The 26,144-nt window shown below is 63.2% G+C and carries 24 protein-coding genes; 12 read left to right on the forward strand and 12 right to left on the reverse strand.

All coding sequences use genetic code 11. From position 1 onward, the window contains the following. Positions 1 to 159 precede the first annotated feature (159 nt). The 3 genes from AB1286_RS18155 to AB1286_RS18165 all read right to left on the reverse strand — a co-directional run bounded on the left by AB1286_RS18155 (position 160) and on the right by AB1286_RS18165 (position 3,577). Positions 160 to 969, reverse strand: coding sequence for an ankyrin repeat domain-containing protein (locus AB1286_RS18155; RefSeq protein WP_430364561.1), 810 nt, complete (start codon positions 967 to 969; stop codon positions 160 to 162). Next, a complete protein-coding gene (locus tag AB1286_RS18160) occupies positions 966 to 2,213 on the reverse strand; it encodes an acyltransferase family protein (protein WP_430364562.1) in 1,248 nt (415 codons plus the stop codon). The genes AB1286_RS18155 and AB1286_RS18160 overlap by 4 nt, the downstream gene beginning before the upstream one ends. A 125-nt stretch (positions 2,214 to 2,338) precedes the next feature. After that, entirely contained in the window at positions 2,339 to 3,577 is a 1,239-nt protein-coding gene (locus AB1286_RS18165; RefSeq protein WP_430364563.1) for an acyltransferase family protein, read from the reverse strand. Positions 3,578 to 3,846: 269 nt separating this feature from the next. On the opposite strand from AB1286_RS18165, the gene AB1286_RS18170 reads away from it, so the two are divergent. Next, positions 3,847 to 5,565 carry a sensor histidine kinase gene (locus tag AB1286_RS18170; RefSeq protein WP_430365114.1) on the forward strand — a complete coding sequence of 573 codons (1,719 nt, stop codon included), beginning with the start codon at positions 3,847 to 3,849 and terminating at the stop codon, positions 5,563 to 5,565. Between the two features lie 30 nt (positions 5,566 to 5,595). On the opposite strand, the gene AB1286_RS18175 is transcribed toward AB1286_RS18170, so the two are convergent. The 4 genes from AB1286_RS18175 to wrbA form a co-directional block, all read right to left on the reverse strand. After that, a complete protein-coding gene (locus AB1286_RS18175) occupies positions 5,596 to 6,411 on the reverse strand; it encodes a metallophosphoesterase (protein ID WP_430364564.1) in 816 nt (271 codons plus the stop codon). Positions 6,412 to 6,490: 79 nt separating this feature from the next. Next, positions 6,491 to 7,927 carry an FAD-binding oxidoreductase gene (locus AB1286_RS18180; RefSeq protein WP_430364565.1) on the reverse strand — a complete coding sequence of 479 codons (1,437 nt, stop codon included), beginning with the start codon at positions 7,925 to 7,927 and terminating at the stop codon, positions 6,491 to 6,493. Between the two features lie 10 nt (positions 7,928 to 7,937). Next, entirely contained in the window at positions 7,938 to 8,372 is a 435-nt protein-coding gene (locus AB1286_RS18185) for a DUF2069 domain-containing protein (RefSeq protein WP_430364566.1), read from the reverse strand. Continuing rightward, the gene (gene wrbA / locus AB1286_RS18190; RefSeq protein ID WP_430364567.1) at positions 8,369 to 8,971 is read right to left on the reverse strand and encodes an NAD(P)H:quinone oxidoreductase; all 603 of its coding nucleotides are present in this window, start codon (positions 8,969 to 8,971) and stop codon (positions 8,369 to 8,371) included. Before wrbA ends, AB1286_RS18185 begins: the two co-directional genes overlap by 4 nt. Before the next feature lie 91 nt (positions 8,972 to 9,062). Here wrbA and AB1286_RS18195 point away from each other — a divergent pair, with 91 nt between their 5' ends. Beyond that, positions 9,063 to 10,364, forward strand: coding sequence for a YihY family inner membrane protein (locus tag AB1286_RS18195; RefSeq protein WP_430364568.1), 1,302 nt, complete (start codon positions 9,063 to 9,065; stop codon positions 10,362 to 10,364). A gap of 10 nt (positions 10,365 to 10,374) precedes the next feature. Here the strand turns inward: AB1286_RS18195 and AB1286_RS18200 are convergent, their stop codons facing one another. The 3 genes from AB1286_RS18200 to AB1286_RS18210 all read right to left on the reverse strand — a co-directional run bounded on the left by AB1286_RS18200 (position 10,375) and on the right by AB1286_RS18210 (position 13,000). Then, positions 10,375 to 10,695 (reverse strand): Mpo1-like protein, encoded by a 321-nt coding sequence (locus tag AB1286_RS18200; protein ID WP_430364569.1) that lies wholly within the window; start codon positions 10,693 to 10,695, stop codon positions 10,375 to 10,377. Positions 10,696 to 10,835: 140 nt separating this feature from the next. Further along, positions 10,836 to 11,672, reverse strand: coding sequence for an alpha/beta fold hydrolase (locus tag AB1286_RS18205; RefSeq protein WP_430364570.1), 837 nt, complete (start codon positions 11,670 to 11,672; stop codon positions 10,836 to 10,838). After that, entirely contained in the window at positions 11,669 to 13,000 is a 1,332-nt protein-coding gene (locus AB1286_RS18210; RefSeq protein ID WP_430364571.1) for an O-acetylhomoserine aminocarboxypropyltransferase, read from the reverse strand. Before AB1286_RS18210 ends, AB1286_RS18205 begins: the two co-directional genes overlap by 4 nt. Before the next feature lie 181 nt (positions 13,001 to 13,181). Here AB1286_RS18210 and AB1286_RS18215 point away from each other — a divergent pair, with 181 nt between their 5' ends. From AB1286_RS18215 to aroC, 3 genes are all read left to right on the forward strand, one after another. Further along, positions 13,182 to 13,640, forward strand: a complete 459-nt coding sequence (locus AB1286_RS18215) for a CBS domain-containing protein (protein ID WP_430364572.1) — start codon at positions 13,182 to 13,184, stop codon at positions 13,638 to 13,640. 4 nt (positions 13,641 to 13,644) lie between these two features. Then, positions 13,645 to 15,582, forward strand: coding sequence for an MFS transporter (locus AB1286_RS18220; protein ID WP_430364573.1), 1,938 nt, complete (start codon positions 13,645 to 13,647; stop codon positions 15,580 to 15,582). A gap of 121 nt (positions 15,583 to 15,703) precedes the next feature. Continuing rightward, positions 15,704 to 16,804: a chorismate synthase gene (gene aroC, locus AB1286_RS18225; protein ID WP_430364574.1), complete on the forward strand. Its 1,101-nt coding sequence runs from the start codon at positions 15,704 to 15,706 to the stop codon at positions 16,802 to 16,804. Positions 16,805 to 16,894: 90 nt separating this feature from the next. Here aroC and AB1286_RS18230 read toward each other — a convergent pair whose 3' ends face one another. Further along, positions 16,895 to 18,568, reverse strand: a complete 1,674-nt coding sequence (locus tag AB1286_RS18230; RefSeq protein WP_430364575.1) for an electron transfer flavoprotein-ubiquinone oxidoreductase — start codon at positions 18,566 to 18,568, stop codon at positions 16,895 to 16,897. A gap of 187 nt (positions 18,569 to 18,755) precedes the next feature. Between AB1286_RS18230 and AB1286_RS18235 the strand changes: the two genes are divergently transcribed. Further along, on the forward strand, positions 18,756 to 19,535 hold the full coding sequence (locus AB1286_RS18235; RefSeq protein WP_430364576.1) for an SDR family oxidoreductase: 780 nt from the start codon (positions 18,756 to 18,758) through the stop codon (positions 19,533 to 19,535). A gap of 77 nt (positions 19,536 to 19,612) precedes the next feature. Then, positions 19,613 to 20,044 carry an acyl-CoA thioesterase gene (locus AB1286_RS18240; protein WP_430365115.1) on the forward strand — a complete coding sequence of 144 codons (432 nt, stop codon included), beginning with the start codon at positions 19,613 to 19,615 and terminating at the stop codon, positions 20,042 to 20,044. A 34-nt stretch (positions 20,045 to 20,078) separates the two neighbouring features. Here the strand turns inward: AB1286_RS18240 and AB1286_RS18245 are convergent, their stop codons facing one another. Next, positions 20,079 to 20,624, reverse strand: coding sequence for a LuxR C-terminal-related transcriptional regulator (locus tag AB1286_RS18245; protein ID WP_430364577.1), 546 nt, complete (start codon positions 20,622 to 20,624; stop codon positions 20,079 to 20,081). Positions 20,625 to 20,858: 234 nt separating this feature from the next. On the opposite strand from AB1286_RS18245, the gene AB1286_RS18250 reads away from it, so the two are divergent. The 5 genes from AB1286_RS18250 (at position 20,859) to AB1286_RS18270 (ending at position 26,141) form a co-directional block, all read left to right on the forward strand. Further along, a complete protein-coding gene (locus AB1286_RS18250; RefSeq protein WP_430364578.1) occupies positions 20,859 to 21,563 on the forward strand; it encodes a CoA transferase subunit A in 705 nt (234 codons plus the stop codon). Position 21,564: 1 nt separating this feature from the next. Next, positions 21,565 to 22,206, forward strand: a complete 642-nt coding sequence (locus AB1286_RS18255) for a CoA transferase subunit B (protein ID WP_430364579.1) — start codon at positions 21,565 to 21,567, stop codon at positions 22,204 to 22,206. A 299-nt stretch (positions 22,207 to 22,505) separates the two neighbouring features. Next, positions 22,506 to 23,420, forward strand: a complete 915-nt coding sequence (locus AB1286_RS18260) for an alpha/beta fold hydrolase (protein ID WP_430364580.1) — start codon at positions 22,506 to 22,508, stop codon at positions 23,418 to 23,420. Positions 23,421 to 23,507: 87 nt separating this feature from the next. Continuing rightward, a complete protein-coding gene (locus AB1286_RS18265; protein ID WP_430364581.1) occupies positions 23,508 to 23,861 on the forward strand; it encodes a RidA family protein in 354 nt (117 codons plus the stop codon). A gap of 45 nt (positions 23,862 to 23,906) precedes the next feature. After that, positions 23,907 to 26,141: a RelA/SpoT family protein gene (locus tag AB1286_RS18270; RefSeq protein WP_430364582.1), complete on the forward strand. Its 2,235-nt coding sequence runs from the start codon at positions 23,907 to 23,909 to the stop codon at positions 26,139 to 26,141. Positions 26,142 to 26,144: the final 3 nt, after the last annotated feature.

The raw sequence follows: 26,144 nt of genomic DNA on the forward strand, positions 1-26,144 counted from the left end.
TGCCGGTAATGCTTAATTCATAGATTTCAGTGCTGCATGGTGAAATTGTTCAATGAACGGACGCTTTAAACCGTCGTGCGATCAATGCCTACTGGCTGAATGAGACGCAACGTTCGGGGATTGCGCCGGCCGGCGTCGATGCACGATGCGCCGCCCGCGTCATCGAAGTTCGGGGATGACGAAGGTTCGGTAGTCGAACGAGGCGGGCAGCGTGGGGAAGTAGCTCGGCGCGCTTCCACATCCGCCGAGAAACTTCTCGTCCCATGCGGTATCGCTTTTCCGTTCGAGGCGGAAATGCCGTTGCGGCGAGCACTGCTTATCCACGTTATCGAGGTTCGATAGCGTTTCCCATTCGACGGAGATCCGTTCGCCGTCCCGGTTGCAGATCTTTCCTTGCAACAGCAGCGTGGAACGAGGCGTCGCGCAGACGTCGGCGCGCTCGTTTGACGGAGAAAACGCCAGCGCCACTTGTGTGCCTGACGCGAAATAGTCGAGCGGATGACGGAGGAAGCCATGGCCGATCTCGTCGGCGGCCGCGGCGCCATAAAGCTGCGCGAACAGGTTTAGTGCACGGCGTTTGTCCAGTTTCGTAGCAAGTCCGAGCGCTTGCGCTACTTGCAGCCGATCCGCTTCGGCCACGACCGGCTTGAGGCTTGCGGGGTCGTCGGCGAGCACGGCTTCGGTCGCCGCGCAGTGATTCGCCGCGCTGAGCAGGTAGGGGTTGGGTCGATATTGCAGTAGCAGCTTCGTCAGTTCGCGATCGTTGGATCGTATCGCCAGCATCAACGGTGTATCGCCGTGCGCGTCCTGCGTGTTTTGCTTGGCGCCCTTGGTGATCAACAGCCGAACGAGGGGCGGGTAGTGCGCGGATACCGCGCGAATCAGATCGTCGTTGTAGTCGTACTGGGACGCAGCCATTAACGGCGTGCCGGCGAGGGCCATAGCGATAACCGCCGCGGCGATCCTCATGCGAAGGTTCCCATCAGCGAACGCGTGAGCTGTCGGCCGGCATTTCTAAACGGCGTTTCGACGAGCCGATACGACAATTCCGCCAAACCGATCGCAAGCGCAAGAAACGCCACGAATTGCAGCGCGTATCCGGTGCGGGTAAGCCGCAGCATGTCGGGAACTTGTTCGTACCAGCGGAAGTACAGGTCGTTGTACAGGTACACGATCAGCATATGGCCGAGATACAGCGAGTACGAGCGCGTGCCGATGTATTCGAGCACGGCGGACAAGCCGGGGACCGGCACGATCCATCCTCGTTCGAGTGAAGCCAGTGCCACGAGCGCGACGGATACCCCGGCATAGCTACAAAACGCCGCGCTCGAAACCGAGAAGTAAAACGGTCCCTTGGTGCCGTCCAGCACTTCCGTGTTCGTGACGCCGGGCAGCAGCGCGAGCAGGGCGCATAGCGATAATCCGGCTAGCGTTTTCGCGACCGGGCGCAGCTTGCAATTCGCCAGCGCATGGACGAATGCGGGTAGATCGCCAGATCCGCGCTTGAGCGCGTCGGAACGCAGCGCCAAGGCACGCTTGAAGGCCGGGGCAACGAGCGCAAGGATCGCACCGTCGAAGAGTTCATCGAAACGCGTATGGGACAGGTTTGCGATACCGACCGTCGTTAAGGGCCGCGCGACGAATAAAACGAGGGCAACGCCCGCACACAACGCCACGAGCCGCTTGGACGTGTTGCCGCACAACACGAGGAGCACCGGAGCGATGAGGTAAAAGTGCTCCTCGATCGTCAGGCTGTAGTAATGGGCAAGTTCGTTGGTGATGCCGCCGTAGACCATCGCGTAGTTGTAGATACCGCCCGCGAACGCGATGCCTTCGCGAAAGATCGCTTGCGGCTGGGCGTAAGGGTCGATGCTACCGGTTGCCGACATGACGAGCGCGGCGAGCCAGTACATACCGATATAGAAAAAGGCGGACGGTGCGATGCGGAAAACGCGGCGCACATAGAAGTCGAAGATGGCGCGCTGGCTGTTTTGGAGCCGCTCGCGTGCCGTGGTGCCTAGCGATTCGGGCAATGTACGCAAAAACGACTGAGTAACGACGAACCCGGAGATGACGAAAAACAAGTCGACGCCTGTGAACGTCGAATACAACAAAGGACTAAACAGCTGTTTGAAGGGGGCGTGGACAAGAATCGTAAGGAGAACGGCGATTGCACGCAGCCGCTCGATTTCGAGGTTCTTGTGTGAAGTCATCGCTACCTGTCCGAAAAAGAAAGGGGGCGCATCGACTGAGCGTCGCTGCTACGCTCAACCTCGCCCACAATATGGACAAAATAGCGATGTAATTCAAGTTTCGAGTGGCGAGTTGCGCCGGGCGATTAGGGTGGGCCGGCGAAACTGTTGATCGGTTCCGCGCTGGGCGCGTGCTCCGCCGGTGCGCGCCGGCCGATACCGAACGCACGCAAGATGACGGCCCGCGACGGCTTTTCGAGGCCTCGATAGATGAGCGCGGACAGCGCGAGGGTCAGCGCGATGAACGCGGCGCTGCGTCCGACGACCATGGGCAGGTGTTGGGCGATGGCTGTTTCCGGAGAGACGCGGAACAATGGGAAGACGAGCGTGTGGACGAAATACAGCGAATAGCTGATCTCGCCGAGCAATAGGAACGGTGCGATCGAGAGGATCTTCGCAGAGATGCCGCGCTCGCGGCTCACGAAATAGATCGCCGGCGGCACGGCCACGATATAGAAAAAGTGCATGGCCGTGCCCTCGAACACCGACGGCATCGAAAAAGCGATCTCGCTGGCGAACGATAGACCGACGCAAGCTAGCCCCCATCCGCCCGCCAGTAGGCCTAGCCGATCGAGTTTCGGTGAGCAGGCGCCTTGCCGGCGCGCAAGCCAGATCTCCCCGACGCCGACGCCGGCCAAAAATTCGAAGCAGCGTCCATAAGGGCAGTAAAAGACGAGCCACGCATAGACGCTCAGCAACGGAGACTCGCCCAGCTTCGCGGCGATCCAATGCTGGACGGCGGCGGTATCGGCCGCCATGAGAAACAGGGCGCGCGCGGCGATCGATGCGATGACGATGAAGACGCCGCGCGCAATCGATGGCGTGCTGACTTTGCGCATGAGAATCAGCGCAACGAACAGGACGTAGAAAAACAACTCGGCGCTGACGGACCATGCCGGATTGCCGAGGACCTGGGAGACGGTCACATTCGTATTGCCGATGACAGCGTACAGCCAAGACTGAATGCCGAGCAGGTAGAGCGGCAGCGTAGCGACGTAGATCGATGCATCGGCGGCGTCGCCGTGCGCGAGCGAGCGCGAAACGTTTAGGACGAAATTCACTAATACGTAGGCGGCCAGCAGCGGATAGAGTCGCGCGAATCGCGCCGCGAGAAAGTGCAACGTGCCGTCCCGGCGGCTCGCGCTAATGCGATTCGCATAGTTGTAGTACATCACGAAGCCGCTGAGCACGAAAAAGATCGTCATGCCGAGGACGCCGGTTTTAATCAACGCGGGTTTGGCTCGTGTCTGGTCCAGCGGGAGCATCAATAGGCTCGCGTGGTTGATCACGATCAAAAGAGCGGCGATACCTCTGAGACTCGTCAACGGGGGGATCGTTGGTCGCATGGCGTGCCTGGGGCTCGTTCGGTGCTCGGTGCCAGGCAGACTATCCCGAACGGGCCTGCCGGGCAACCTGCGTTTGTACAAGTACAAGTGCGGCGCCCATATCGTCCGGCGGGTGGGAACGGCGTTCGTGTCGCATTTGCATCTCTGCGGCAATCCCGTAGTTTCCCGCTTTCCACGCGGCGGGTCGCGTCCCATAATGGAAAGTCATGCGAATTTGCGTACGGCGAGCGTGCGAGTCGGGAGGTAAGTTGGGCGAGTCGGCGGGCGAGACCCGGATTTTCCTTTCGACGTTGCGGCCGGGTCGCCGAGAGCGGCAACTTGCGCTCGGTGCGGTTGCCGTGTCGGTCGTCGTGTTCGCCACGCTGGCACCGTTCGCCAAAATCCATCTTCCGATCGTTTGGGCATTCGTTCCAATCTATCAATCCGCGCTCGCGGTGTGCGATTTGCTGACGGCGGCCCTTTTCATCGGTCAATACCACATTCTGTTTTCTCGGCCGCTTTTGATCCTCGCCGGCGGCTACCTCTTGAGCGCCTGCATGGCGATCGCGCACACGCTCTCGTTTCCCGGATTGTTCTCGCCGACGGGGCTGCTCGGTGCCGGCCCCCAGACGACCGCTTGGCTTTATATGATGTGGCACGCGGCATTTCCGCTAACCGTGATCGCCTATGCGCGCGCGCGGCCCATCGCCGAATGCGCCCGGCCCGCCGCCCCTTGGCGTCATGGCGTGATTTGCATTTTCGCGGCGGTATCGGCGGCATGCGTGATGACGGCGGTTGCGACGGTGGGGCATCCATGGCTGCCGCCGCTGATGCGTGGTTCGCACGAGGCCGGCGCGATCGGCCTCGTGGTGTCGATCGTTTGGCTCATCAACTTCGCCGCGCTCGTAATCTTGATCGCACGGCGTGCGCGAACGATTCTCGATCTATGGCTGATCGTCGTACTGTGCGCGTGGGTTTTGGATATTGCGCTCTCGGCCGTACTCAATCACGCGCGCTTCGATTTGGGCTTTTACGCCGGACGTATCTACGGCTTGATTGCGTCGAGCTTCGTGCTCGTCGCGATGACGTTCGACAACATTCAACTCTATGCGCGCGTGGTGCAAGCGCTCGGGCGCGAGCGCGCGGAACGCCAACTCGTACAGCATCGAACGATGGAGTTGAACGAAGCGAAGGCGTTGCTCGAGCAGCGCGTACAGGCGCGCACGGCTGCGCTTGCGGCGTCCAATCGCGACCTGTTGCGCGAGGTGACCGAGCGGCAGCGCGCGCAGGCGGCGCTCTTACTGTCGCAGAAGGAATTGCGCGAGGTGGCGGCGATCAGTAGTTCGGCGCGCGAGCAGGAGATGCGCCGGATCTCGCGCGAATTGCACGACGAACTCGCGCAGACGCTTGCCACCTTGAGGATCGAGACCGATCGACTGCGAGAGGCGACCGCGAGTGCCCCCGATAGCGCGGTGAGCGAGGCGAGGCTTGCCGCGATGCGAACACTGCTCGACGACGCGGTTGCGTCGACGCGGCGCATCGCGTCCGATTTGCGCCCGCTCGTGCTGGACGATCTTGGCCTCGTGGCCGCCGTGCAGTGGCTCGTTCAAACGTTCACGCAGCGCACGGGCGTGTCCTGCGAACTGACGCTCGATCCGCCCGATATCGAGCTGGACGAGCCTTATGCAACGGCAACCTTCCGAATGTTGCAGGAGTCGCTGACCAACGTATCGCGTCATGCCCGTGCGTCGCACGTGGACGTAAGTCTTGCGCGGGCGCACGATCGCGTCGTGCTGAGGGTGTGCGACGACGGCGTCGGCTTCGATCCGGCGCGGCCGCGCAAGAGCGGCTCGTTTGGGTTGGCGGGGTTGCGAGAGCGCGCTTATCTCGTCGACGGCGAGTTGATCATCCGTTCTTCGCCGGGACAGGGCACGACGATCGAAGTGCGCATTCCGCTGCAAGCCGCGCAGGAGCGGGCGCTGTCCTAGGTTGCCCGGCGTGCGATCGTAGGTGCCGGCTCAGAGATCGACGATCTTGTCCCACGCGAAGAGGGGGTTTTCGAGCCGATTGCGGCGCCGATCCACGTACCCACGCGGATTGCACACGATGCGCGTGCCGTTGGCCATGTAATCGAATGGCGTATGCGTGTGGCCATGTATCCATAGGTCGATAGGCGGCCCGACGAGTTCGGTGATATGACTGATGAAACCGGCCGAGGCGAGGTCGGTTGCATACCGCTCGGCAAGGCTCTCTCGGTGCGGCGCATGATGCGTGACGACGATCGTCTTGCCGGCGAACGGTTGGGCCAATTCGCGCGCGAGCCAAGCGCGTGCATGGCGATGCATGGCGAGCGTATCGGCCGGCTCGAACAGGCGTGGGCCGGAGGTGGAGCCCGCCGCGCTCGACGGCCAAGTCACTTGGATCGGGCCGCGGAAATCGAGCATGACCTTTTGCGCGGCGGCGATCGAGGCGGCAACCGCGTCCTCGCTCGAGCCGAACAATTCGAAGTCGGTCCACAGCGTCGTGCCGAGCACCCGCCAGCGGCCGTTTGGCTCGACCAGCGTTTGGTTGTTCAGATAGTGGACATGATCCACACTTGCCGCCGCGTCGCGCATCGCCACTTCGAGCGCGCCGAATTCGCCGTCGTAATACTCGTGATTGCCGGGCACATAGACGATGGGCGTATTCGAGCCGAACGTTTCGGCAGCCCACCGAATACCCTCGGCGTGGTTATGAATATCGCCGGCCAACACGATGAGATCGGCATCGGCATGGGGAATGACGTCCGGCTCGTCGCACTCTAGGTGCAGGTCGGACAACACGCGGATTTTCACGAGGCATCCATTGGCGCGAGCTGCTGGGTGAGGGCGCGCGCCGCGGCGCCGTGCGCGGCTTGCGGCCCTTCGACGATGCTTAGCGTAGCACTTTGCCGGGGTTCATCAGGCCGAACGGGTCGAGCGCCGCTTTGAGCGTGCGCATGAGCCCGAGTTCGACAGCCGACTTGTAGTGCTCGGCATCGTCGACTTTCAATTGCCCAAGACCGTGTTCGGCGCTAAGCGTGCCGCGGTGGCGATGAACGCTGTCGTAGACGATACGGTTCAATTGCGCTTGGTGGCGCGCGAGAAACGCCGGCGCATCGACGCCTTCGGGCGCTTGCACGTTGTAGTGGAGATTGCCGTCACCGAGGTGGCCGAACGTGACCATTCGGGCGCCGGGGACCGCTTGCGCGATCGCCGCGTCGGTTTCCTCGATGAACGTGCCGATGCTCGAAATGGGCACGGCGATATCGTGTTTCACGTTCAAGCCTTCCTCGGCTTGCGCGAGCGGGATGTGTTCGCGCAAATCCCAAAACGCGCGCGACTGTGCGAGGTTTTCCGCTACGACGGCATCCTCGACGAGCCCCGATTCGAGCGCCTCTTGCATCAGTTGCTCGAACAGTGCGCGCGCGTGCGTCTCGCTTTCGTTGTCGGACAGTTCGAGCAGCACGACCTGTGCGTGCCGTTCGCCGAACGGATAGCGCATCTGCGGGAAATGCTTGCCCACTAGCCCCAGACAAAAATCGGACATGAGCTCGAAGCCCGTCAGCAGCGGGCCGGCGCAGCGATGCGCCAACGCGAGAAAGTCTAAGGCGGCGTGTGGCGAGGCGAGCGCGGCCAGCGCCGTCACGCTCGCGGCAGGTTGCGGGTAGAGCTTCATGACGGCAGCGGTGATGATGCCGAGCGTGCCTTCCGCGCCGATGAACAGATCGCGCAAGTCGTACCCGGTGTTGTCCTTGCGCAACCCGCGCAAACCATCCCAGATGTCGCCTTGCGGCGTAACGACTTCCAAGCCGAGGCAGAGCTCGCGCGTATTGCCGTAACGGAGTACGGCCGTACCGCCGGCGTTCGTCGCGAGGTTGCCCCCGATCGTGCAACTGCCTTCGGCGGCGAGGCTCAGCGGGAAAAGCCGGCCTGCATCGCGCGCATAATTTTGCACTTCGGCCAGCACGACGCCGGCCTCGACCGTGATCGTATTGTTGTGCGTATCGATCGCGCGCACGCGATTGAGCCGGGCCAGACTCACCACGGCTTGGCAGCCGCTCGTATCGGGCGTGGCACCGCCCGCGAGCCCCGTGTTGCCGCCTTGCGGCACGAGCGCTACGCGATGCGCGTTGGCGAGCTTAACGATGGCGGCGACGTCCCGCGTGGTCCCCGGCCGCAGCACGGCACAGGCAATGCCCGTGTAGCGGCGGCGCCAGTCGGTCAGGAACGGCGCGGTATCGTGCGGCTCGGTGAGCACATGCGCGGCGCCGATGGCATCGCGGCAAGCGGAGACGAACGCGGCGGGCGTAAGCGATAGAGGATCGGTCATGATGAACGTTTTATAGCGACTCGCCGGCAGTGTCGGCTTTGCGGCGCGCTGCGCGCGACGCGCGTTTGAATGGGGCGACATACGCGAGCGCGCAGGCGAGGAAGGCCGTGGCGAGCGCCACTTCGATCCAGGCTAGTCTCGACGAGACGCCGCCGTCGGTCATACCGCGCACGATGCCCTCGGCCATGTAGAGCAGCACGAGCATCGACGCCCATTGCAACGTATAGAGTTTGCGCCGCCAGACGCCGGGCAACGCGCAAACGAGCGGCACCGCCTTGAGTACGAATGCCGATCCGCCCGGGCGTAGCGGCGCAAGCCAGCATTCCCATGCGACGGACAGCGTGATCAGGGCCACGAGCGCGAGCGCCGCGCCGTGGGCCCAGTGCGTGCGCGCCGTGACGTCGGGCGCGGGCCGCGACGCGTCGCTTGCCGGGCGGCCGGTCATGAGCGGGCTGCCAAGAGCGATGCCGTGCGCGCAAGCCGAGCGCCGAGCGCGACGGCAAGCATCTTTTCATCGGCGGAAAGCGCGGATTCGCTCGCTCCCGCGCCCGAAACATGCGAGGCCCCGTAGGGCGTGCCGCCCGTTTGCGTCGTGGAGAGCGCGGTTTCGGTATAGGGAATGCCCAGCACCAACATGCCGTGGTGCAACAGGGGGAGCATCATCGACAGCAGCGTCGATTCCTGGCCGCCGTGCAAACTGCCCGTGGACGTGAACACGCAGGCGGGCTTGCCGGCCAAAGCGCCGCTCATCCATTGCGGCGCGGTACCGTCGAGAAAGTATTTCAGCGATGCAGCCATGTTGCCGAAGCGGGTGGGCGAGCCGAGCGCCAGGCCCACGCATTCCTCGAGGTCGCGTACTTCGGCGTAGGGCGGGCCGTCAAGCGGAATGGCAGGCTCGGTGGCCTCGCTCAGGGCCGACACGGCCGGTACGGTACGCACGCGCGCCTGCATACCGGGCACGCTGTCCACACCTTGGGCTACGGCCAGTGCCAAATCGCGCGTCGCGCCGTGCCGACTGTAATAGAGTATGAGAATGTCTTTCATAAGGGTGCGGTCGTGAGCGGCTTATTATAGGGGCAGGCCATACGCTCGCCGCTATGCGCCGCCGTCAGCCGAACAATAAGGAGAACGATTCTTGCGGACGCTCAGTTCCGAACTGGACACGCTTAAACGTCTGGCGCGCTTCGCCGTGAAGCGCAGCCGCGAAGACCGCATCGCGCAGGTCGCGGGCAGCCTGACGTTCACGACGATGCTCGCGATCGTTCCGCTCGCGACGGTTGCGTTCGCCCTGTTCACGGCCTTTCCGATCTTCGCGAAATTCCAGGCATCGCTGCAAATGTTCCTCGCGCAGCACTTGATGCCCGATCAGATCAACAGCCAGATCTTCAAGTATTTGAACCAGTTCGCGTCCAAGGCGAAGGGCCTGACGACGGCAGGCATGATCGTGCTGTTCGTCACCTCCGTCATGACGATGATGACGGTGGAATCGGCGTTCAACGTGATCTGGCGGGTGGCGAAGCCGCGTCCGCTCGCACAGCGCATTCTCGTGTATTGGGCGATCGTGACGCTCGGCCCGCTGCTCATCGGCGTGAGCCTGTCGATCTCGTCCTATCTGTTCGCGCGCTCGAGCGTGCTCGCCGGCGGGTACGTGCCCTCATTGTTGGAATGGGCGCTGACCGGGGCGGCGTTGCCGTTGACTGCGCTCGCATTCGCATTGCTTTATATTTATCTACCCAATTGTGCCGTGCAGTGGCGCGATGCCGTCGTGGGCGGTCTGTTGGCCGCGATCGCTTTTGAATTCGCGAAGCGCGGCTTCGGTTTTTACGTGAGGCGGATGCCGACCTATACGGCGGTGTACGGCGCCTTCGCGCTCGTGCCGATGTTCCTGCTCTGGGTCTATCTGTGCTGGTTCATCACGCTCGCCGGGGCAACATTCGTGTCCGCCATGCCCGCGATTCGCGCGGGGGAGTTCCACCGGCGCCGTTATGCGGGAAGCGACCTGCTCGATGCATTGGAATTGCTCGTGCGGCTGGACGAAGCGCGCGAGGCGGGACAGCCCGGCCGCACGCCGTTGGAGCTCGCGCGCATGCTTCGCTGCGACATCGATACGGTTACGCGGCTCTTGGGCAAGCTTGCCCGCCGGGAGTGGATCACGCGGCTCGCGGACGACACGGAACTGCGTTTTGTCTTGATCGCGAACCCGACGCAGATCACGGTCGGGCGCTTGTTCGATATGTTCGTTATCGACCGGGCCGAACTCGAATACCAGTTGCGGCTCGATTCGACGCGCGTCGATACCGCATTGCTGCTTGATGCGTTGCACAATCCGAAGCTGGACCTGACGATCGCGACGCTGGTGGCGGCGCGCAGCGCGCGCGAGTCGCTGGGCCGCGACGGCCAGCCGATTCGGGCGCCGTGGCCCCATCAGCCGGCGTAATCGCCGCGTCCTACAAGGGTATCTTGCCGATGCAGATATCCTTGAACATCACCCAATCGCCCATCAAACTGTAAAGCGGATGTCTGAACGTGGCGGGGCGGTTCTTTTCGAAGACGAAATGGCCCACCCAGGCGAAGCCGTAGCCGCAGACGAGCGCGGCGGGTAGCCATAACCAGCCGCCCGTGGCGATGGCCATCGCCAGGCAGCCGATGACGCCGAGCGAGCCGATGAAATGCAGCCGGCGGCAGGCCATGTTTCGATGCTCGCCGAGGTAGAAGGGGTAGAACTCGCTGAAGCTTGCAAAGTGGGCCGTATGAGCGCCATGAGTCATCGCTTCCTCCGTTTGCGCTTGAGGGGGTACGCCCGCCTGCCGCGAAGCGTGCCCGCCGACGAAAACCATTGTCGGGCGATTGCGGCGCAGGCGCAACCCGGCCTTCCGACCTACCGGCACGACTTGCCGCTTAACGATCCTCAAGCCGCGAGCGTTGCGGCGGCTCTGCGAGCAAACGCATACAGCGCATCGAGCGTGGCGTCCGGTTGTTCGCTCATGAGCGCGTGCCCGGCGTCGAGGGTGACGACGTCCACCGGCGCGCCTGCGGCTTTCAAGGTATCGACCAGAGCTCGCGTGGCGCGCGGCGGCGTCATCATATCTTTCGCGCCCAGTACGAGCCGTACTGGACAGCGTACCTCTGCGGCCCTCTCCAAGCCCGCGGCGTAGCCGTTGCAGGCGGCGAAGTCGGTGTGGAACAGTTGCGGTTCGCCCCGCGCGGAAACGCGCTCCATCAAGCGCTGGTTGACCCCATGCAGCCAAAAGCCCGGACCCGGACACGAGGGTTTGGCCGCGATGCCCGAGTGCGACCAGCGATTGACGAGATCGATCGCCTCCGGCTCGCGATTGAGCGCGGCGTCGAGCAGCGCATCCGAAACGGGCATTGGCACGGCGCTCGCCACGAGCGCGGCCCCGAGCGTGCGTTGCGGGTAGCGGCCGGCGAAATCGAGCGCAACGAGCGAGCCCATGCTATGCCCGATCACGATGGCCCGTTCGGCTCCCGCTGCGTCGAGCACCTGTGCGAGCCAATCGGCCAGCGCTTCGATCGTGGTTTTTGCCGGCCCTTCGCTGCGGCAATGGCCGGGCAAATCGAGCGCAAGCACGTTGAAGCCGTGGTGGGCGAAGTATCGGCTTTGCAGCGCCCAGACGCTATGGTCGTGCTGCGCGCCGTGAATGAATACGGCCGTGGGCAGCGCCGCGTCGAAGCGCTTGCTGCCCGTGTACGCATAGGCGGTTTTGCCTTGAACGGTCAGGTTCATGCGGACTCCTTCTGCGACGGTGCGCCGGCGCTCGGTTTCGCAGCCGCTTTGCTCGCGGCTTTGAGGGCGCGCTTCAAATCGTCGATCAAGTCGTCCGGATCCTCTAGGCCGATCGACAACCGGATCGTGCCTTCGGCGATGCCCGCGGCGGCGAGGGCGGCGGCATCCATGCGGAAATGCGTGGTCGAGGCCGGGTGGATGACGAGCGAACGCGCGTCGCCCACGTTGGCCAGATGCGAAAAGAGCGTCAGCGCTTCGATGAAACTGCGGCCCGCCGCGCGGTCGCCGCGCAAATTGAAGCTGATCACGGCGCCGGCGCCGCGCGGCAGGAGCCGCTTGGCCAGTGCGTGGTCGGGATGCGACTCGAGCTCGGGGTAGGCGACCGATTCGACACCGGCATGGCCGGCGAGAAATTCGACGACCCGACGCGTATTGGCGACGTGGCGCTCCATCCGCAGCGGCAACGTCTCGATGCCTTGCAGCAGTTGCCAGGCGGCTTGCGGGTGCAGACAGGCGCCGAAATCGCGCAGCCCTTCGCGACGCGCCCGCAGCAAGAACGGCGCGACCGTGCTTTCCTCGGCGAACACCATGCCGTGAAACCCGTCGTAAGGCTCCGTAAATTCGGGAAACCGCCCCGAGGCGGAAAAATCGAAGATACCGCCGTCGACGAGCACTCCGCCGATGGTCGTGCCGTGTCCGCCGAGGAATTTCGTCGCCGAGTGATAGACGAAATCGGCGCCGTGCTCGAACGGTTTGACGAGATAGGGCGTCGTAAAGGTCGAATCGACGAGCAGCGGGATGGCGTGCGCGTGGGCGATCTCGGCGATGGCTTCGATATCGAGCACATCCAGATTGGGGTTGCCGAGCGTTTCGCCGAGCATGAGACGCGTGTTCGGCCGTACGGCCGCGCGCCAAGCATCGAGGTCTCGCGGCGCGACGAACGTCGTTTCGATGCCGAAGCGGCGCAGCGTGTAGTGCAGCAAGTTGTGCGAGCCGCCGTAGAGCGCGCTCGAGGCGACGATATGCGAGCCGGCGCCCATGAGCGTAACGATGGCCAAATGCAGGGCGGCCTGGCCGCTTGCCGTGCCGATGGCGCCGACGCCGTTCTCGAGCGCGGCGACGCGCTCTTCGAAGACGGCCACGGTCGGATTCGAGATCCGCGAATAGACGTGACCCGCCCGCTCCATGTTGAATAGGGCGGCGGCGTGGTCCGCATCTCGAAAAACGAACGCCGTGCTTTGATAGATAGGGGTGGCGCGCGCGCCCGTGGTGGGATCGGGGGCCGCGCCGGCGTGCAGCGCGAGCGTGTCGAAGCGGTTGGCTGACATGACATCGGCCGGGCGAGCCCGGCAAAGGTGGCGGTGGCGGCCATCGTAACACTGGCCGGTGCCCGATCGGGACGAAGCGCGCGTGGCTGCCGTCCATCCGGCCAAGGGGCGGCTCGCTTTCCTTTTAGGGGCCTTTCCGCTAGGATCGACCGATCCACTCAAGCATCACCGGGAGATAGACATGCGAGTCAGCGACATCCTGAAGGTCAAGGGCAATACTCTGTTTACGGTTACGCCCGACACGGCGTTGCACGACGCCGTCAACACGATGGCCGAGCACGATATCGGCTCGCTCGTCGTCATGGAGTTCGGCGATCTCGTCGGCATGCTGACGTTCCGCGAAATCATTTTGACGCTGAAGAAGAACGACGGCAGCGTGGGCACGGCCACGATCCGCAAGGTCATGGACGACCATCCGATCACCTGCACGCCCGAAACGGACGTCAACGAAGTGCGCCGCATCATGCTCGAGCATCACGTCCGCTATTTGCCTGTCATGGAAAATCGCACGTTGATGGGCGTCATTTCGTTCTATGACGTGGCCAAGGCCGTGGTCGAGGAGCAGAGCTTCGAAAATCGTATGCTCAAGGCGTATATCCGCGATTGGCCGGAAGAAGGGCAGGCGAGGGAGACGCGTTGAGCGCATGAGTGACCAACCGTTGCCCGCTGCTTCGTTGCCGCGTCGCGCTCCGCGCGAAAACCATTCTCAATTCTCGCTCTTTCGCGAGCGGCGATTTGCCCCGTTCTTTTGGACACAATTTCTCGGCGCGCTGAACGATAACGTTTTCAAGGTTGGGTTCAGCTCGCTCGTGACCTATCAGGCCGCCCGATTTTCCGGTGTCGATCCGAAGACGGCGGCTTTTCTGATTTCGGCGATTTTCATCCTACCGTTCGTGCTTTTATCGGCAACGTCCGGGCAGATTGCCGACAAATTCGACAAAGCTACGCTCACGCGCTTCGTCAAGACTTTCGAGATCGTGGTCATGCTGATCGGCGGGGCGGGGTTCGTCACGCATCATGCGGCGCTGCTTTTTCTCTGCACGTTCCTCATGGGCGTGCATTCGACGCTGTTCGGGCCAGTTAAATACGCTTATTTGCCGCAGCATTTGGACGATCGCGAACTCGTCGGGGGCAACGGCCTCGTCGAAATGGGCACCTTCGTGGCGATCCTGATCGGAACCATCATCGGCGGCGCCGCGGCGGGTTCGCCGGAGCACGGCGCTTGGGTGCTGGCCGGCGCGTGCCTTTTCGTGGCGCTCGTCGGGCGTGGGATGTCGAGCAACGTACCCGTCTCGCCGGCATCGCAGCCGGGGCTGCGCATCAATTGGAATCCGTTCACCGAGACTTGGCGCAACTTAGCGCTGGCGCGCACGAATCGCACCGTCTTTTTGAGCCTGCTGGGCATTTCTTGGCTCTGGTTCGTCGGTGCGACGTTTCTCACGTCGTTCTTCAACTACGCGAAGGACGTCCTATCGGCGAATCCCGACGTCGTCACGGTGTTGCTGGCGACGTTCTCGCTGGGCATCGGAACGGGTTCGCTACTTTGCGAGCGGCTTTCGAAGCGGCGCGTCGAAATCGGGCTCGTGCCGCTCGGCTCGATCGGCATCAGCGTATTCGCGTTCGACCTCTACTGGGCAAGCCGCGGGTTCGCGCCCACGGGGCGGCTGATCGGTGTCGCCGAATTCCTGGCGCATGCGCGCGATTGGCGCATCCTCGCCGATCTATTCCTGCTCGCGATGTTCGGCGGCTTCTACAGTGTGCCGCTGTACGCGTTGATCCAGAGCCGATGCCAAAGCACGCACCGGGCACGCATCATCGCCGCCAACAATATCCTCAATGCCTTTTTCATGATCGTCTCGGCATTGATGGCGATCGGCTTGACCTCGCTCGGCGTAAGCATCCCCGGGATCTTCGCGGTCACGGCGTTGCTCAACGTGCTTGTCGCCGCTTATATCTATTCGCTCGTGCCTGAGTTCTTGCTGCGTTTCATCGCATGGATACTCGTGCATACGTTTTATCGGATTCGCCTGGTGCATGCCGAGCGCATTCCGGAGCAAGGGGCGGCGGTGCTCGTCTGCAATCATGTGAGTTATGTCGACGCGGTCGTCATCATGGCCGAGAGCCCGAGGCCGATCCGGTTCGTCATGGATCACCGAATCTTCCGCACGCGCTTTGCCGGTTGGCTGTTCCGTCATGCGAAAGCCATCCCGATCGCGCCTGCGCACGAAGACCCCGTGATGCTTGCCAATGCCTACGAAGCCTGCGCCGCTGCGTTGGCCGAGGGCGAACTCGTCTGTATTTTTCCCGAAGGCAAGATCACGCGCGATGGCGAATTAAACACGTTCCGTCACGGCATCACGCAAATCTTGGAGCGCACGCCCGTTCCCGTTATCCCCGTGGCATTGCGCGGGCTCTGGGGCAGCGTGTTTTCGCGTCATGCCGACGCACACTGGCCGCGTCCGCTGCAAAAGGGCGTGATGAGCCGGCTCACGCTGGCCGTTGCCGAACCGCTCGAACCCGCTGCCGCCACGCCCGAGGCCCTGCAAGAAATCGTAGCGGAGTTGCGCGGCGCACGGCGCTAGCGCCCGTCGCACGGCCCGCTCGGGCCGGCGCTCGGCCGGGTCGCGCCCGCCGTGGGCGCTGGGCAAGGCATAATATCGCCTTGCCCCTTCTTGCTCATCACTCCTTCTTGAGGCCATGTCCATGTCCGGCAATACTATCGGCACGCTTTTCACCGTTACGACGTTCGGTGAGTCGCACGGTCCGGCCATCGGCTGCGTGATCGACGGCTGCCCGCCGGGGATGGCGCTTGCCGAAGCCGACATTCAAGACGAACTCGATCGCCGCAAGCCCGGCACGTCGCGGCACGTCACGCAGCGCCAGGAAGAGGACAAAGTGGAAATCCTCTCCGGCGTCTTCGAAGGCGTGACCACGGGCGCGCCGATCGCGCTCCTAATTCGCAATACCGATCAGCGCAGCAAGGATTACGGCAACATCAGCGAAACGTTCCGCCCTGGGCATGCCGATTACACCTACTGGCAGAAATACGGCATCCGCGACTATCGCGGCGGCGGCCGCTCGTCGGCCCGGCTGACGGCGCCCACTGTCGCGGCCGGCGCGGTCGCGAAAAAATGGCTGCGTGAGAAATTCGGCGTCGAAGTGCGCGGCTATATGAGCGCGCTGGGCGAAATCGAGATCCCGTTCGCCGACTGGGCGCATGTTCGGGACAATCCGTTCTTCGCGCCGAACGCCGAAATCGTCCCTCAACTCGAAGCGTATATGGACGCGCTGCGCAAGGATGGCGATTCGATCGGTGCACGGATCAATACGGTCGCAACCGGGGTGCCGGTCGGTTGGGGCGAGCCGCTGTTCGATCGCCTCGACGCGGACATCGCGCACGCGATGATGGGCATCAATGCGGTCAAGGGCGTGGAGATCGGCGCCGGGTTCGCGAGCGTTGCGCAGCGCGGCTCGGTCCACGGCGATGAGTTGACGCCCGAGGGGTTCGTCGGCAATCACGCCGGTGGGGTGCTCGGGGGGATTTCGACGGGGCAGGACATTACCGTCTCGATCGCGATCAAACCGACGTCGAGCATTCGCACGCCGCGTCGTTCGATCGACAAGCAAGGCCAACCGGCGATCGTCGAGACATTCGGACGACACGACCCGTGTGTGGGTATCCGTGCGACGCCGATTACCGAGGCGATGCTCGCGCTGGTGTTGATCGATCACGCCTTGCGTCATCGCGCACAGTGCGGCGATGTGAGCGTGGCCACACCGAAAATCGCGGCCAGCGCTGCCTGAATCGCGTGAGGCTCGGGCCCGTGAACGCGTTCACGGGCAAGCCATACGGGGCCGCGGACTACGCGGCCCTTCTTTTTTGCGTGCTTCCCGTTACATATTCGCGTAGTTCGGTCCGCCGCCGCCTTCGGGCGTCACCCATACGATGTTTTGCGTCGGGTCCTTGATGTCGCACGTCTTGCAATGCACGCAGTTCTGCGCGTTGATGACGAGGCGATCGCTTCCGTCGTCGCTCTTGACGAACTCATACACGGCCGCAGGGCAGTAGCGTCCTTCGGGACCGGCATAAGTGTGCAGATTGACGTTCACGGGTACTGCGGCATCCTTGAGCGTCAAATGCGCCGGCTGATTTTCCTCGTGGTTCGTATTCGAGAGGAAAACGGAGGACAGCCGGTCGAACGTGAGCTTGCCGTCGGGCTTCGGATAGGCGATCGGCGTGCACTGCGAGGCCGGTTTGAGCATCTCATGATCGCGGTGCTGATGGTGCAGCGTCCACGGCACGTTACCGCCGAGCAGCTTTTGTTCGATGCCGACCATCAGCGTACCCAGGTACAAGCCCTTGCTCATCCACTGCTTGAAGTTGCGCGCGCGATGAAGTTCTTCGTGCAGCCACGATTGCTTGAACGAATCGGGATAGGCCGCGAGTTCGTCGCCTTGACGACCCGCTTGCACCGCGTCGAATGCAGCCTCGGCCGCGAGCATCCCGCTCTTGATCGCCGCATGGCTGCCCTTGATACGCGAGGCGTTCAAGAAGCCGGCATCGTCGCCGACGAGCGCGCCGCCCGGGAACACGAGTTTGGGCAGCGACAGGATGCCGCCGGCCGTGATGGCACGGGCGCCGTATGACAGACGCTTCCCACCCTCGAGGAATTTGCGGATCTCCGGGTGCGTCTTATAGCGCTGGAATTCCTCGAACGGCGAGAGATACGGATTCGTATAACCGAGGCCGACGACGAAGCCCACCATCACTTGATTGTTGTCGATGTGATAGAGGAACGAGCCGCCATAGGTGTTCGTATCCAACGGCCAGCCGGCCGTGTGGATGACGAGCCCCGGTTGATGCTTGGCCGGATCGATTTCCCACAACTCCTTGATGCCGATGCCGTAGACCTGCGGGTCTGCGCCCTGATCGAGCTTGAACTTGTCGTTCAACCGGCGGCCGAGATGCCCGCGTGCGCCTTCGCAAAACAGCGTGTACTTGGCGTGCAGCTCCATGCCCAGTTGGAAATTCTCGGTCGGCTCGCCGTCCTTGCCGATACCCATGTTGCCCGTCGCCACGCCCTTGACCGAGCCGTCGTCGTTATACAGCACTTCGGCGGCCGCAAAGCCGGGGAAGATCTCCACGCCGAGCGCTTCGGCTTGCTGGCCGAGCCAGCGCGTCACGTTGGCAAGACTGATGACGTAGTTGCCGTGATTCTTGAAGTTGTCCGGCAGGGCCCAGTTCGGCGTCTTGACGGCGCCTTTTTCGGTGAGAAAGAGGAAGCGGTCTTCCGTCACTTCGACGTTCAAAGGCGCGCCTTTTTCCTTCCAATCGGGGAAGAGTTCGCTAATGGCCCGAGGATCCATCACGGCGCCCGACAAGATATGCGCGCCGATCTCCGAACCCTTCTCCAGCACGCATACGCCGACGTCGACGCCCTTCTCCTGTGCGAGCTGCTTGAGCCGGATGGCCGCGGACAGACCGGCGGGGCCGCCGCCCACGATGACGACGTCGTATTCCATCGACTCGCGCGGGCCGTACTGCTCGATCAGACTTTCGGGGGTCATTTGGGCTCCTTAACCATTAGAATGCTTTTTTTCGGGTTCGTATTGTCAGCGAACGATAGGCACGCTGCAACCGCATGGATCAAGATTAGCACGATCGTTCTATTTCCATGGTAGAGTGGCGGCATGCCAGCGGCAGGTCACGCATTCGATCGCACATCGCACAACTTCATCGATCAAAGGAATGAGAATGGGCCGTTCGATCAACCTGGAAGGTAAGGTCGCGCTGATTACCGGCGCGTCAAGCGGGCTTGGCAAGCGTTTCGCGCTGGTGCTGTCGCAGGCGGGCGCGAAGGTCGTGCTCGCGAGCCGTCGTGTGGACCGTCTGAAGGAATTGCGCGCCGAAATCGAGGCGTCGGGCGGGGCGGCGCACGTCGTCTCCCTCGATGTCACCGATTACCAGAGCATCAAATCGGCCGTCGCGCATGCCGAAACCGAGGCGGGGACGATCGACATCCTCGTCAACAACTCCGGTGTGTCGACCACGCAAAAGCTGTCCGAGGTCACGCCGGCCGACTACGAATACGTGTTCGATACGAACACGCGCGGCGCATTCTTCGTCGCTCAGGAAGTGGCCAAGCGGATGATCATGCGTTCGGCCGGCGCCGCTCAGAAGCCCGCTTACCGGATCATCAACATCGCCTCGGTGGCGGGATTGCGCGTGTTGCCGCAGATCGGCCTATATTCGATGAGCAAGGCGGCGGTCGTTCACATGACGAAGGCGATGGCCCTCGAATGGGGCCGGCACGGCATCAACGTGAACGCCATCGCGCCGGGCTATATCGATACCGAAATCAATCATCACCATTGGTCGACCGATCAGGGTCAGAAGCTGCTGTCGATGCTGCCCCGGCGCCGCGTGGGCCGGCCGGAGGATTTGGACGGTCTGCTGTTGCTGCTCGCCGCCGACGAATCGCAATTCATCAACGGCGCCGTGATCGCGGCCGACGACGGGTTCGGCCTTGCTTAACCCCGCCGGGCCAGGCGGATCGGCGCCCCGGATTTTTTTGTTTTAGGTAGAAAGAAGTGGAACAAGCAGAAGCGACGATCAACGACTACCAGCGCGTGTTCGAAATGTCGATGCCCATCCGTTGGGGCGACATGGATGCGTTCGGACACGTCAACAATACCGTGTACTTTCGCTACATGGAGCAGGTGCGGATTAGCTGGTTCGAATCGATCGGCATCATCGGCGGCGCCGACGAGGGGCAGGGGCCCGTGATCGTCAATGCCTCGATGGATTTCCTGCGGCAACTGCATTACCCGGGCGACATCGTCGCGGCGATGTCGGTGGGCAAGCCCGGGCGCAGCAGCTTCGATACGGGGTTCGAGCTGCGTCGTTCGGACGATCCGGGCACGCTCTATGCGCGCGGGACGGCACGCTGCGTCTGGATCGATTACGCCGCGGGCCGTTCGGTGCCTTTGCCCGAGCGTCTGCGCACGCTGCTCGACCATCCGCGTCTCGTCACCGCGGGCTAACGCCGCTCGCGCAGTTGCTTGACGGTACGCTCGGTCAATGGCCGAGCAGCCGTTGCATGAGTTCGGTCGCGTTACCGGTGCCGTATTTACGCATGAGACGCGCGCGATAGATGTCGACCGTGCGCGAGCTGATGTCGAGCGCGCGGCCGATCTGCTTGCTCGTTTTTCCGGTCGCCAACTGGGCGGCCACCTCGCGTTCGCGCGGCGTCAACTCGATGGCCACGCGGCGCGTGGCGCTCAAATCCTCGAACGTCCAGACGCCCGCGGCGAGGGGGGCTTGGCGCTCCAGCGCGCGCCCCGTCACGTGACACCAGAAGAGTTCGCCGTCGGCGCGCTTCATGATCCGATCGTCGGCGTAGCTGCCTTGCGCCGTCATGATCGGCCCGATCCGCTCGCCGATACGCATGAACTCGTCCGACGACGGGTAGAGCACTTCGAAGGAACGGCCGAGCAAGGCCGAACGATCGCAGCGGAAGATGGCGGCCACCGCGTCGTTGCAGTCTTCGATGACCCGATCGCGCGACAGCACGAGGCCGATCGGCGCTAGATGGAAAGCGGTTTGATAATCGATTTTGGGCATGATTCGCGGCAAGCGGGCGCGGATTTCACGGGCTTTCGCTTATGTATTTTTGCGTATTGTGCCGCATGCGCGGAGCATCGTACCCTTTGGGCCATTAAATCGAGTGTGGCGCGCGTATCGCCGATGAACGGATGCGCGCGCGACGACTAAAATGGGCATCGATTGCGTTCGATGTCGACCATTGCACTCGTGCCGATCCGATTGTCGGATTTCCATCATGGAAGGGACACACAGATGAATAAAGTCTATCCAAGCGCGGCCGCCGCGCTCGAAGGCGTCGTCGCGGACGGTCAGACGTTCGCCGTCGGCGGCTTCGGCCTGTGCGGCATCCCCGAAGCGTTGATCGCGGCGCTGCGCGATTCGGGCGTAAAGGGCATCACCTGCATCAGCAACAATGCGGGCGTCGACGGCTTCGGCCTCGGTGTGTTGCTGGAAACGCGCCAGATCAAGAAAATGATCTCGTCGTATGTCGGCGAGAACAAGGAATTCGAGCGCCAGTATCTGTCGGGCGAACTCGAACTCGAATTTACGCCGCAAGGTACGCTCGCCGAAAAGTTGCGCGCCGGCGGGGCGGGCATTCCGGCCTTCTTCACGCGCACCGGTTACGGCACGATCATCGCCGAGGGCAAGGAAACGCGTCAGTTCGGCGACAGCCAATACGTGCTCGAGCATTCGCTGACGGCCGACGTCGCGCTCGTGAAGGCGTGGAAGGCCGATAAGGCCGGCAACCTCATCTATCGTCGCACCGCGCGTAACTTCAACCCGATGTGCGCGATGGCGGGGCGCATCACGGTGGCCGAGGTCGAGGAGATCGTCGAAGTGGGCGAACTCGATCCGGATGCGATCCACACGCCTGGCATCTTCGTGCAGCGCATCGTGCTCAATGCGCACCCGGAAAAACGCATCGAACAACGCGTCGTGCGCGCGAAAGGAGACTGACATGGCTTGGACACGTGACGAGATGGCCGCGCGTGCGGCGCAGGAGCTGCAAGACGGCTTCTACGTGAACCTCGGCATCGGGCTGCCGACGCTCGTGGCGAATTACGTGCCGGCGGGCATGGACGTGTGGCTGCAATCGGAGAACGGGCTGCTCGGTATCGGCCCGTCGCCGACGGAAGAGGAACTCGACGCCGACCTCATCAACGCAGGCAAGCAGACGATTACGACGCTGCCCGGTTCGTCGATTTTTTCATCGGCCGATTCGTTCGCGATGATTCGCGGCGGCCACATCAATCTGGCGATCCTCGGTGCAATGCAGATCAGCAAGAACGGCGATCTCGCGAACTGGATGATCCCCGGCAAGATGATCAAGGGCATGGGCGGCGCGATGGATCTCGTGGCCGGCGTCAAGCGCGTCGTCGTGCTCATGGAGCACGTGGCCAAGGGCGATCAGCACAAGATCCTCGACGCCTGCACGCTGCCGCTGACGGGCGTAGGCGTCGTCAATCGCATCATCACGGACCTGGGCGTGATCGACGTGACCGAGGCAGGCCTGAAACTCGTCGAACTCGCGTCGGGCGTGACCGTCGACGAAATCAAAGCGAAGACGGGCGCCCCGCTCGATACGAGCGCGGTGAGCTGAACATCGCGTCCCGCGTAGCTCGCGGGCGACGCCAGAACGAACGGGCGGCCAGGTGCCGCCCGTTTTCGTTGAGGCGTAGAAGCATTGAGGCATGGAAAGAGTTAAAGGTGCGTCGCCTCGACTGTCATCCGCAAGACAATGACGGCTCGTCGATCGTCCTAGACTGTGCGCTGCACGAATCTGCTTCACGGCGGGGCGCGAGACATCCCCCTTCGTGAAATGACTACAATCGATGGCAGCCGCGACCTGCACGCTTCATATCGCGTCGCGCGCCGTATCCACCCGAGGACGACGATACGATGACCCAAACCACGCTCACTTCCGCCAAGAAATTCGCTCCGGTGCAACGTTACGTACAGTGCGCGAGCCCCACGGGGCTGCACCGGATGGCCTACACCGAATGGGGCGATCCCGCCAATAAGCGGGTCCTCGTGTGCGTGCACGGGCTGACGCGCTCGGGTCGGGATTTCGACCGCGTCGCGGCCGCTCTCGCGGATGTGTATCGCGTCGTTTGTCCCGACGTCGTGGGCCGCGGCCTCTCCGATTGGCTCGGCGATGCCAACCGCTACATCGTGCCGCAGTACGTCACCGATATGGTCACACTGATCGCGCGGCTCGACGTCGAGTCGGTCGACTGGTTCGGAACGTCGATGGGCGGTTTGATCGGAATGACGTTGGCCGGTTTGCCCGAATCGCCGATCCGTAAGCTGCTCGTGAACGATATCGGGCCACATATCGAGCCGGGCGCGCTCGATCGGATCCGCGACTATGTCGGCAAGAGCTTGAGTTTCGGCACGCTCGGCGAAGCCGTCGATTACGCGGCGTCGCTCGCGCCGGGTTTCGGCCGGCTGAGCGCCGACGAGTGGCATGAGATCAACGCGCCGCTCATGTGCGAGCGCGAGGACGGCACGTGGGGATTTCGCTACGACCCGGCCATCGCGCAGCCGTTCGCGGCCGTCAATCCCGATGCCGGCCTCGGTGCGGAGGCGCTGCTGTGGCGTTTGTTCGAAGCGATTCCGGGCCCTGTGCTCGTTGCGCGCGGCGCCGAATCGGACTTGCTCTCGGCGCAGACGGCGGCAAGTATGGTCGAACGCGGCAAAGCGGTTTCCAGCGTCGAAATCGAGGGCACGGGGCATGCGCCGGCCTTCCTCGACGCCGAGCAAATTGCCATCGCGCGCCGTTTCTTCGTCGGCGACGACGCGCTCGCGTCATAATAGCGGTTTGTCGCCTCGCGCGGCCCGCCGAAGGCGAGGCCGCACGAGCCGGCCCGTGCAACCTTTCGTACCGGATCAGGACTTCATATGGCAGTCATTCGTCATCACGTCGGCAAGCGCCTCTCGGAAATTGCGATTCACAACGGCACGATCTACTTGGCCGGCCAGATCGCCGAAGATACGAATCAGGACATCGGCGGCCAAACGCGCGAGGTGCTCGGCCATATCGATCGCCTGCTTGCAGAAGCGGACAGCGACAAGACGCAGCTGTTGTCGGTGCAGATCTACTTGTCCGACATGGTTCATTTCCAAGGCATGAACGCCGCGTGGGACGAATGGGTTCCGCAAGGCGCCACGCCGCCGCGTGCCACCGTCGAGGCGAAGCTTGCCAATCCCGAGTGCCTCGTCGAAATCGTCGTCGTTGCGGCCCAGCGCGGCTGACATTATCGAATTTCGTAGTTCCGCCCCACGCAAGAGAGTCGAACGATGAACGCCGATACGGTCGTCGCCGGCGCGCCGTCGTTGCCGTCCTTTGAAGAAGCGCTCGCATTCGTGCGCGAGCACGCGGGCGACGCTCGCCTAGCGTCGGGAGAGTTGCTCGCCGAGCATGCGGCCGGTACCGCGTCGATCGTCGGCAAACTCAACGTCGATCCATCTGCCGTGCTGGCAGCGGCGCTCTTCGCGCTCACGCCTCATCTGGCCGATCCCGAGCGCATCATCGCCGAGCGTTTCGGCGAGGAGGTGGGACAGCTCGTGGGCGACGTACGCAAGCTGCTGCGTCTCGGCACCGTCAGCCTGAAAGCGGCGAGCAACGCGATGCCCGAGGCGGGCCGCGACGCGCAGGCGGCCCGGCGCGCGCAGATCGAGGCGCTACGCAAGATGTTGCTCGCGTTCGCGCAGGACATCCGCGTGGTGCTGATCCGGCTCGCGTCGCGCTTGCAGACGCTGCGCTACTACGCCGCCGCGAAAATCTCCCCGGGACCGGACGTCGCGCGCGAGACGCTCGAAATCTACGCGCCGCTCGCGAACCGGCTCGGGATTTGGCAACTGAAGTGGGAACTCGAGGATCTCGCGTTCCGTTTTCAGGACCCCGATACCTACAAGCGCATCGCCAAGCTGCTCGACGAAAAGCGGGTCGAGCGCGAGACCTACGTCGCGCAGGCGATCGAACGGTTGCAGCAGGAACTCGCGGCCGCGCATATCCCGGCCGAGGTCAGCGGGCGTCCGAAGCATATCTACAGCATTTGGCGCAAGATGCGCGGCAAGGCGCTCGACTTCGCCGAGCTCTACGACGTGCGCGCGTTTCGCGTCATCGTCCCGGACATCAAAGATTGCTACGCGGTGCTCGGCATCGTGCACAACCTTTGGCAGCCCGTGCCGAAGGAGTTCGACGACTACATTTCGCGGCCGAAGCCGAACGGCTATAAGTCGTTGCATACGGTCGTGATCGGCGACGACGGTCGCGCCTTCGAGGTTCAGATCCGTACGCACGAGATGCATCGCTTCGCCGAGTATGGCGTGGCCGCGCACTGGCGCTATAAGGAAGCGGGCGTGCGCGGCTATGGCGGCCAATTCAGCGCTAGCGAGAAATACGACGAGAAGATCGCCTGGTTGCGTCAACTCCTCGCATGGAAGGAAGACGTCGCCGAGAGCGAGCCGTCCGCGGCGAAGCCGTGGGAGCAGTTGCGCCATGCCACGCTCGACGACGATCACATCTACGTACTCACGCCGCAAGCACGCGTGATTGCGTTGCCGCAGGGCGCGACGGCGCTCGACTTCGCCTATCACTTGCATAGCGAGCTCGGTCACCGCTGCCGCGGCGCGCGTGTCGACGGCGCGATGGTGCCGCTGAACAAGCCGCTACATAACGGCCAGACGGTGGAGGTCGTCGCGGTGAAGGAGGGCGGTCCTTCGCGCGATTGGCTCAATCCGCAGCTCGGCTATTTGCAAAGCAATCGCGCAAGGCAAAAGGTCCGCGCGTGGTTCAACGCGATCGAATTGCAGGAGCACATCGCGAGCGGTCGCGCGATGGTCGAAAAGACGTTGCAGCGGGAAGGCAAGACTTCGGTCAATCTCGATCAGCTTGCGTCCAAGCTCGGCTTCAAGTCCCCCGACGATCTCTTCAACGTCGTCGGCAAGGAAGAGTTCAGTCTTCGCAACATCGAGCAGGCGCTCTCGGATACCGCGCCGCCCGAGCCGCAGGTCGATACGCCCGAGCAATTCGAGAAACGCGGCAGCGGTGCGAGCGTCGCGCGCGGCGCGTCGACGGGGGTGCTCGTCGTCGGCGTCGATGCGTTGCTCACGCAGCTCGCGCGCTGCTGCCGTCCCGCGCCGCCCGACGAGATCAGCGGCTTCGTCACGCGCGGCAAGGGCATGTCGATACACCGCAGCGACTGCACGATGTTCATGCGCATGGCGGCGCGCGCGCCCGAACGCGTGTTGGCCGCCGCATGGTCGGCGGATGTGATGGGCGGGCGCGGCTCGTCGGTCTATCCCGTCGACATCACCATCGAAGCGCAAGACCGGCAAGGCTTGTTGCGCGACATCTCCGAAGTGTTCGCGCGCGAGAAGATGAATGTCGTCGGCGTGAAGACGATGAGCCGACGCACGAGCGCGTTCATGCAATTCACGGTGGAAGTCTCGAGCTCGTCGCAGATACAACGCGCGTGCACGTTGCTCGGCGAAGTGGCCGGCGTCGTGAGCGCAACGCGCAAGTCGTAACTT

The organism is Trinickia sp. NRRL B-1857 (assembly GCF_050470685.1).
In the GTDB taxonomy this organism is placed as follows: Bacteria; Pseudomonadota; Gammaproteobacteria; order Burkholderiales; family Burkholderiaceae; genus Trinickia.

Coding starts and splice junctions, on each gene's coding strand:
- AB1286_RS18155 (WP_430364561.1), bottom strand. CDS start 969: ATGAGGATCGCCGCGGCGGTTATCGCTATGGCCCTCGCCGGCACGCCG.
- AB1286_RS18160 (WP_430364562.1), bottom strand. CDS start 2,213: ATGACTTCACACAAGAACCTCGAAATCGAGCGGCTGCGTGCAATCGCC.
- AB1286_RS18180 (WP_430364565.1), bottom strand. CDS start 7,927: ATGACCGATCCTCTATCGCTTACGCCCGCCGCGTTCGTCTCCGCTTGC.
- AB1286_RS18185 (WP_430364566.1), bottom strand. CDS start 8,372: ATGACCGGCCGCCCGGCAAGCGACGCGTCGCGGCCCGCGCCCGACGTC.
- wrbA (WP_430364567.1), bottom strand. CDS start 8,971: ATGAAAGACATTCTCATACTCTATTACAGTCGGCACGGCGCGACGCGC.
- AB1286_RS18200 (WP_430364569.1), bottom strand. CDS start 10,695: ATGACTCATGGCGCTCATACGGCCCACTTTGCAAGCTTCAGCGAGTTC.
- AB1286_RS18205 (WP_430364570.1), bottom strand. CDS start 11,672: ATGAACCTGACCGTTCAAGGCAAAACCGCCTATGCGTACACGGGCAGC.
- AB1286_RS18210 (WP_430364571.1), bottom strand. CDS start 13,000: ATGTCAGCCAACCGCTTCGACACGCTCGCGCTGCACGCCGGCGCGGCC.
- AB1286_RS18215 (WP_430364572.1), top strand. CDS start 13,182: ATGCGAGTCAGCGACATCCTGAAGGTCAAGGGCAATACTCTGTTTACG.
- AB1286_RS18220 (WP_430364573.1), top strand. CDS start 13,645: ATGAGTGACCAACCGTTGCCCGCTGCTTCGTTGCCGCGTCGCGCTCCG.
- aroC (WP_430364574.1), top strand. CDS start 15,704: ATGTCCGGCAATACTATCGGCACGCTTTTCACCGTTACGACGTTCGGT.
- AB1286_RS18230 (WP_430364575.1), bottom strand. CDS start 18,568: ATGACCCCCGAAAGTCTGATCGAGCAGTACGGCCCGCGCGAGTCGATG.
- AB1286_RS18235 (WP_430364576.1), top strand. CDS start 18,756: ATGGGCCGTTCGATCAACCTGGAAGGTAAGGTCGCGCTGATTACCGGC.
- AB1286_RS18245 (WP_430364577.1), bottom strand. CDS start 20,624: ATGCCCAAAATCGATTATCAAACCGCTTTCCATCTAGCGCCGATCGGC.
- AB1286_RS18250 (WP_430364578.1), top strand. CDS start 20,859: ATGAATAAAGTCTATCCAAGCGCGGCCGCCGCGCTCGAAGGCGTCGTC.
- AB1286_RS18255 (WP_430364579.1), top strand. CDS start 21,565: ATGGCTTGGACACGTGACGAGATGGCCGCGCGTGCGGCGCAGGAGCTG.
- AB1286_RS18260 (WP_430364580.1), top strand. CDS start 22,506: ATGACCCAAACCACGCTCACTTCCGCCAAGAAATTCGCTCCGGTGCAA.
- AB1286_RS18265 (WP_430364581.1), top strand. CDS start 23,508: ATGGCAGTCATTCGTCATCACGTCGGCAAGCGCCTCTCGGAAATTGCG.
- AB1286_RS18270 (WP_430364582.1), top strand. CDS start 23,907: ATGAACGCCGATACGGTCGTCGCCGGCGCGCCGTCGTTGCCGTCCTTT.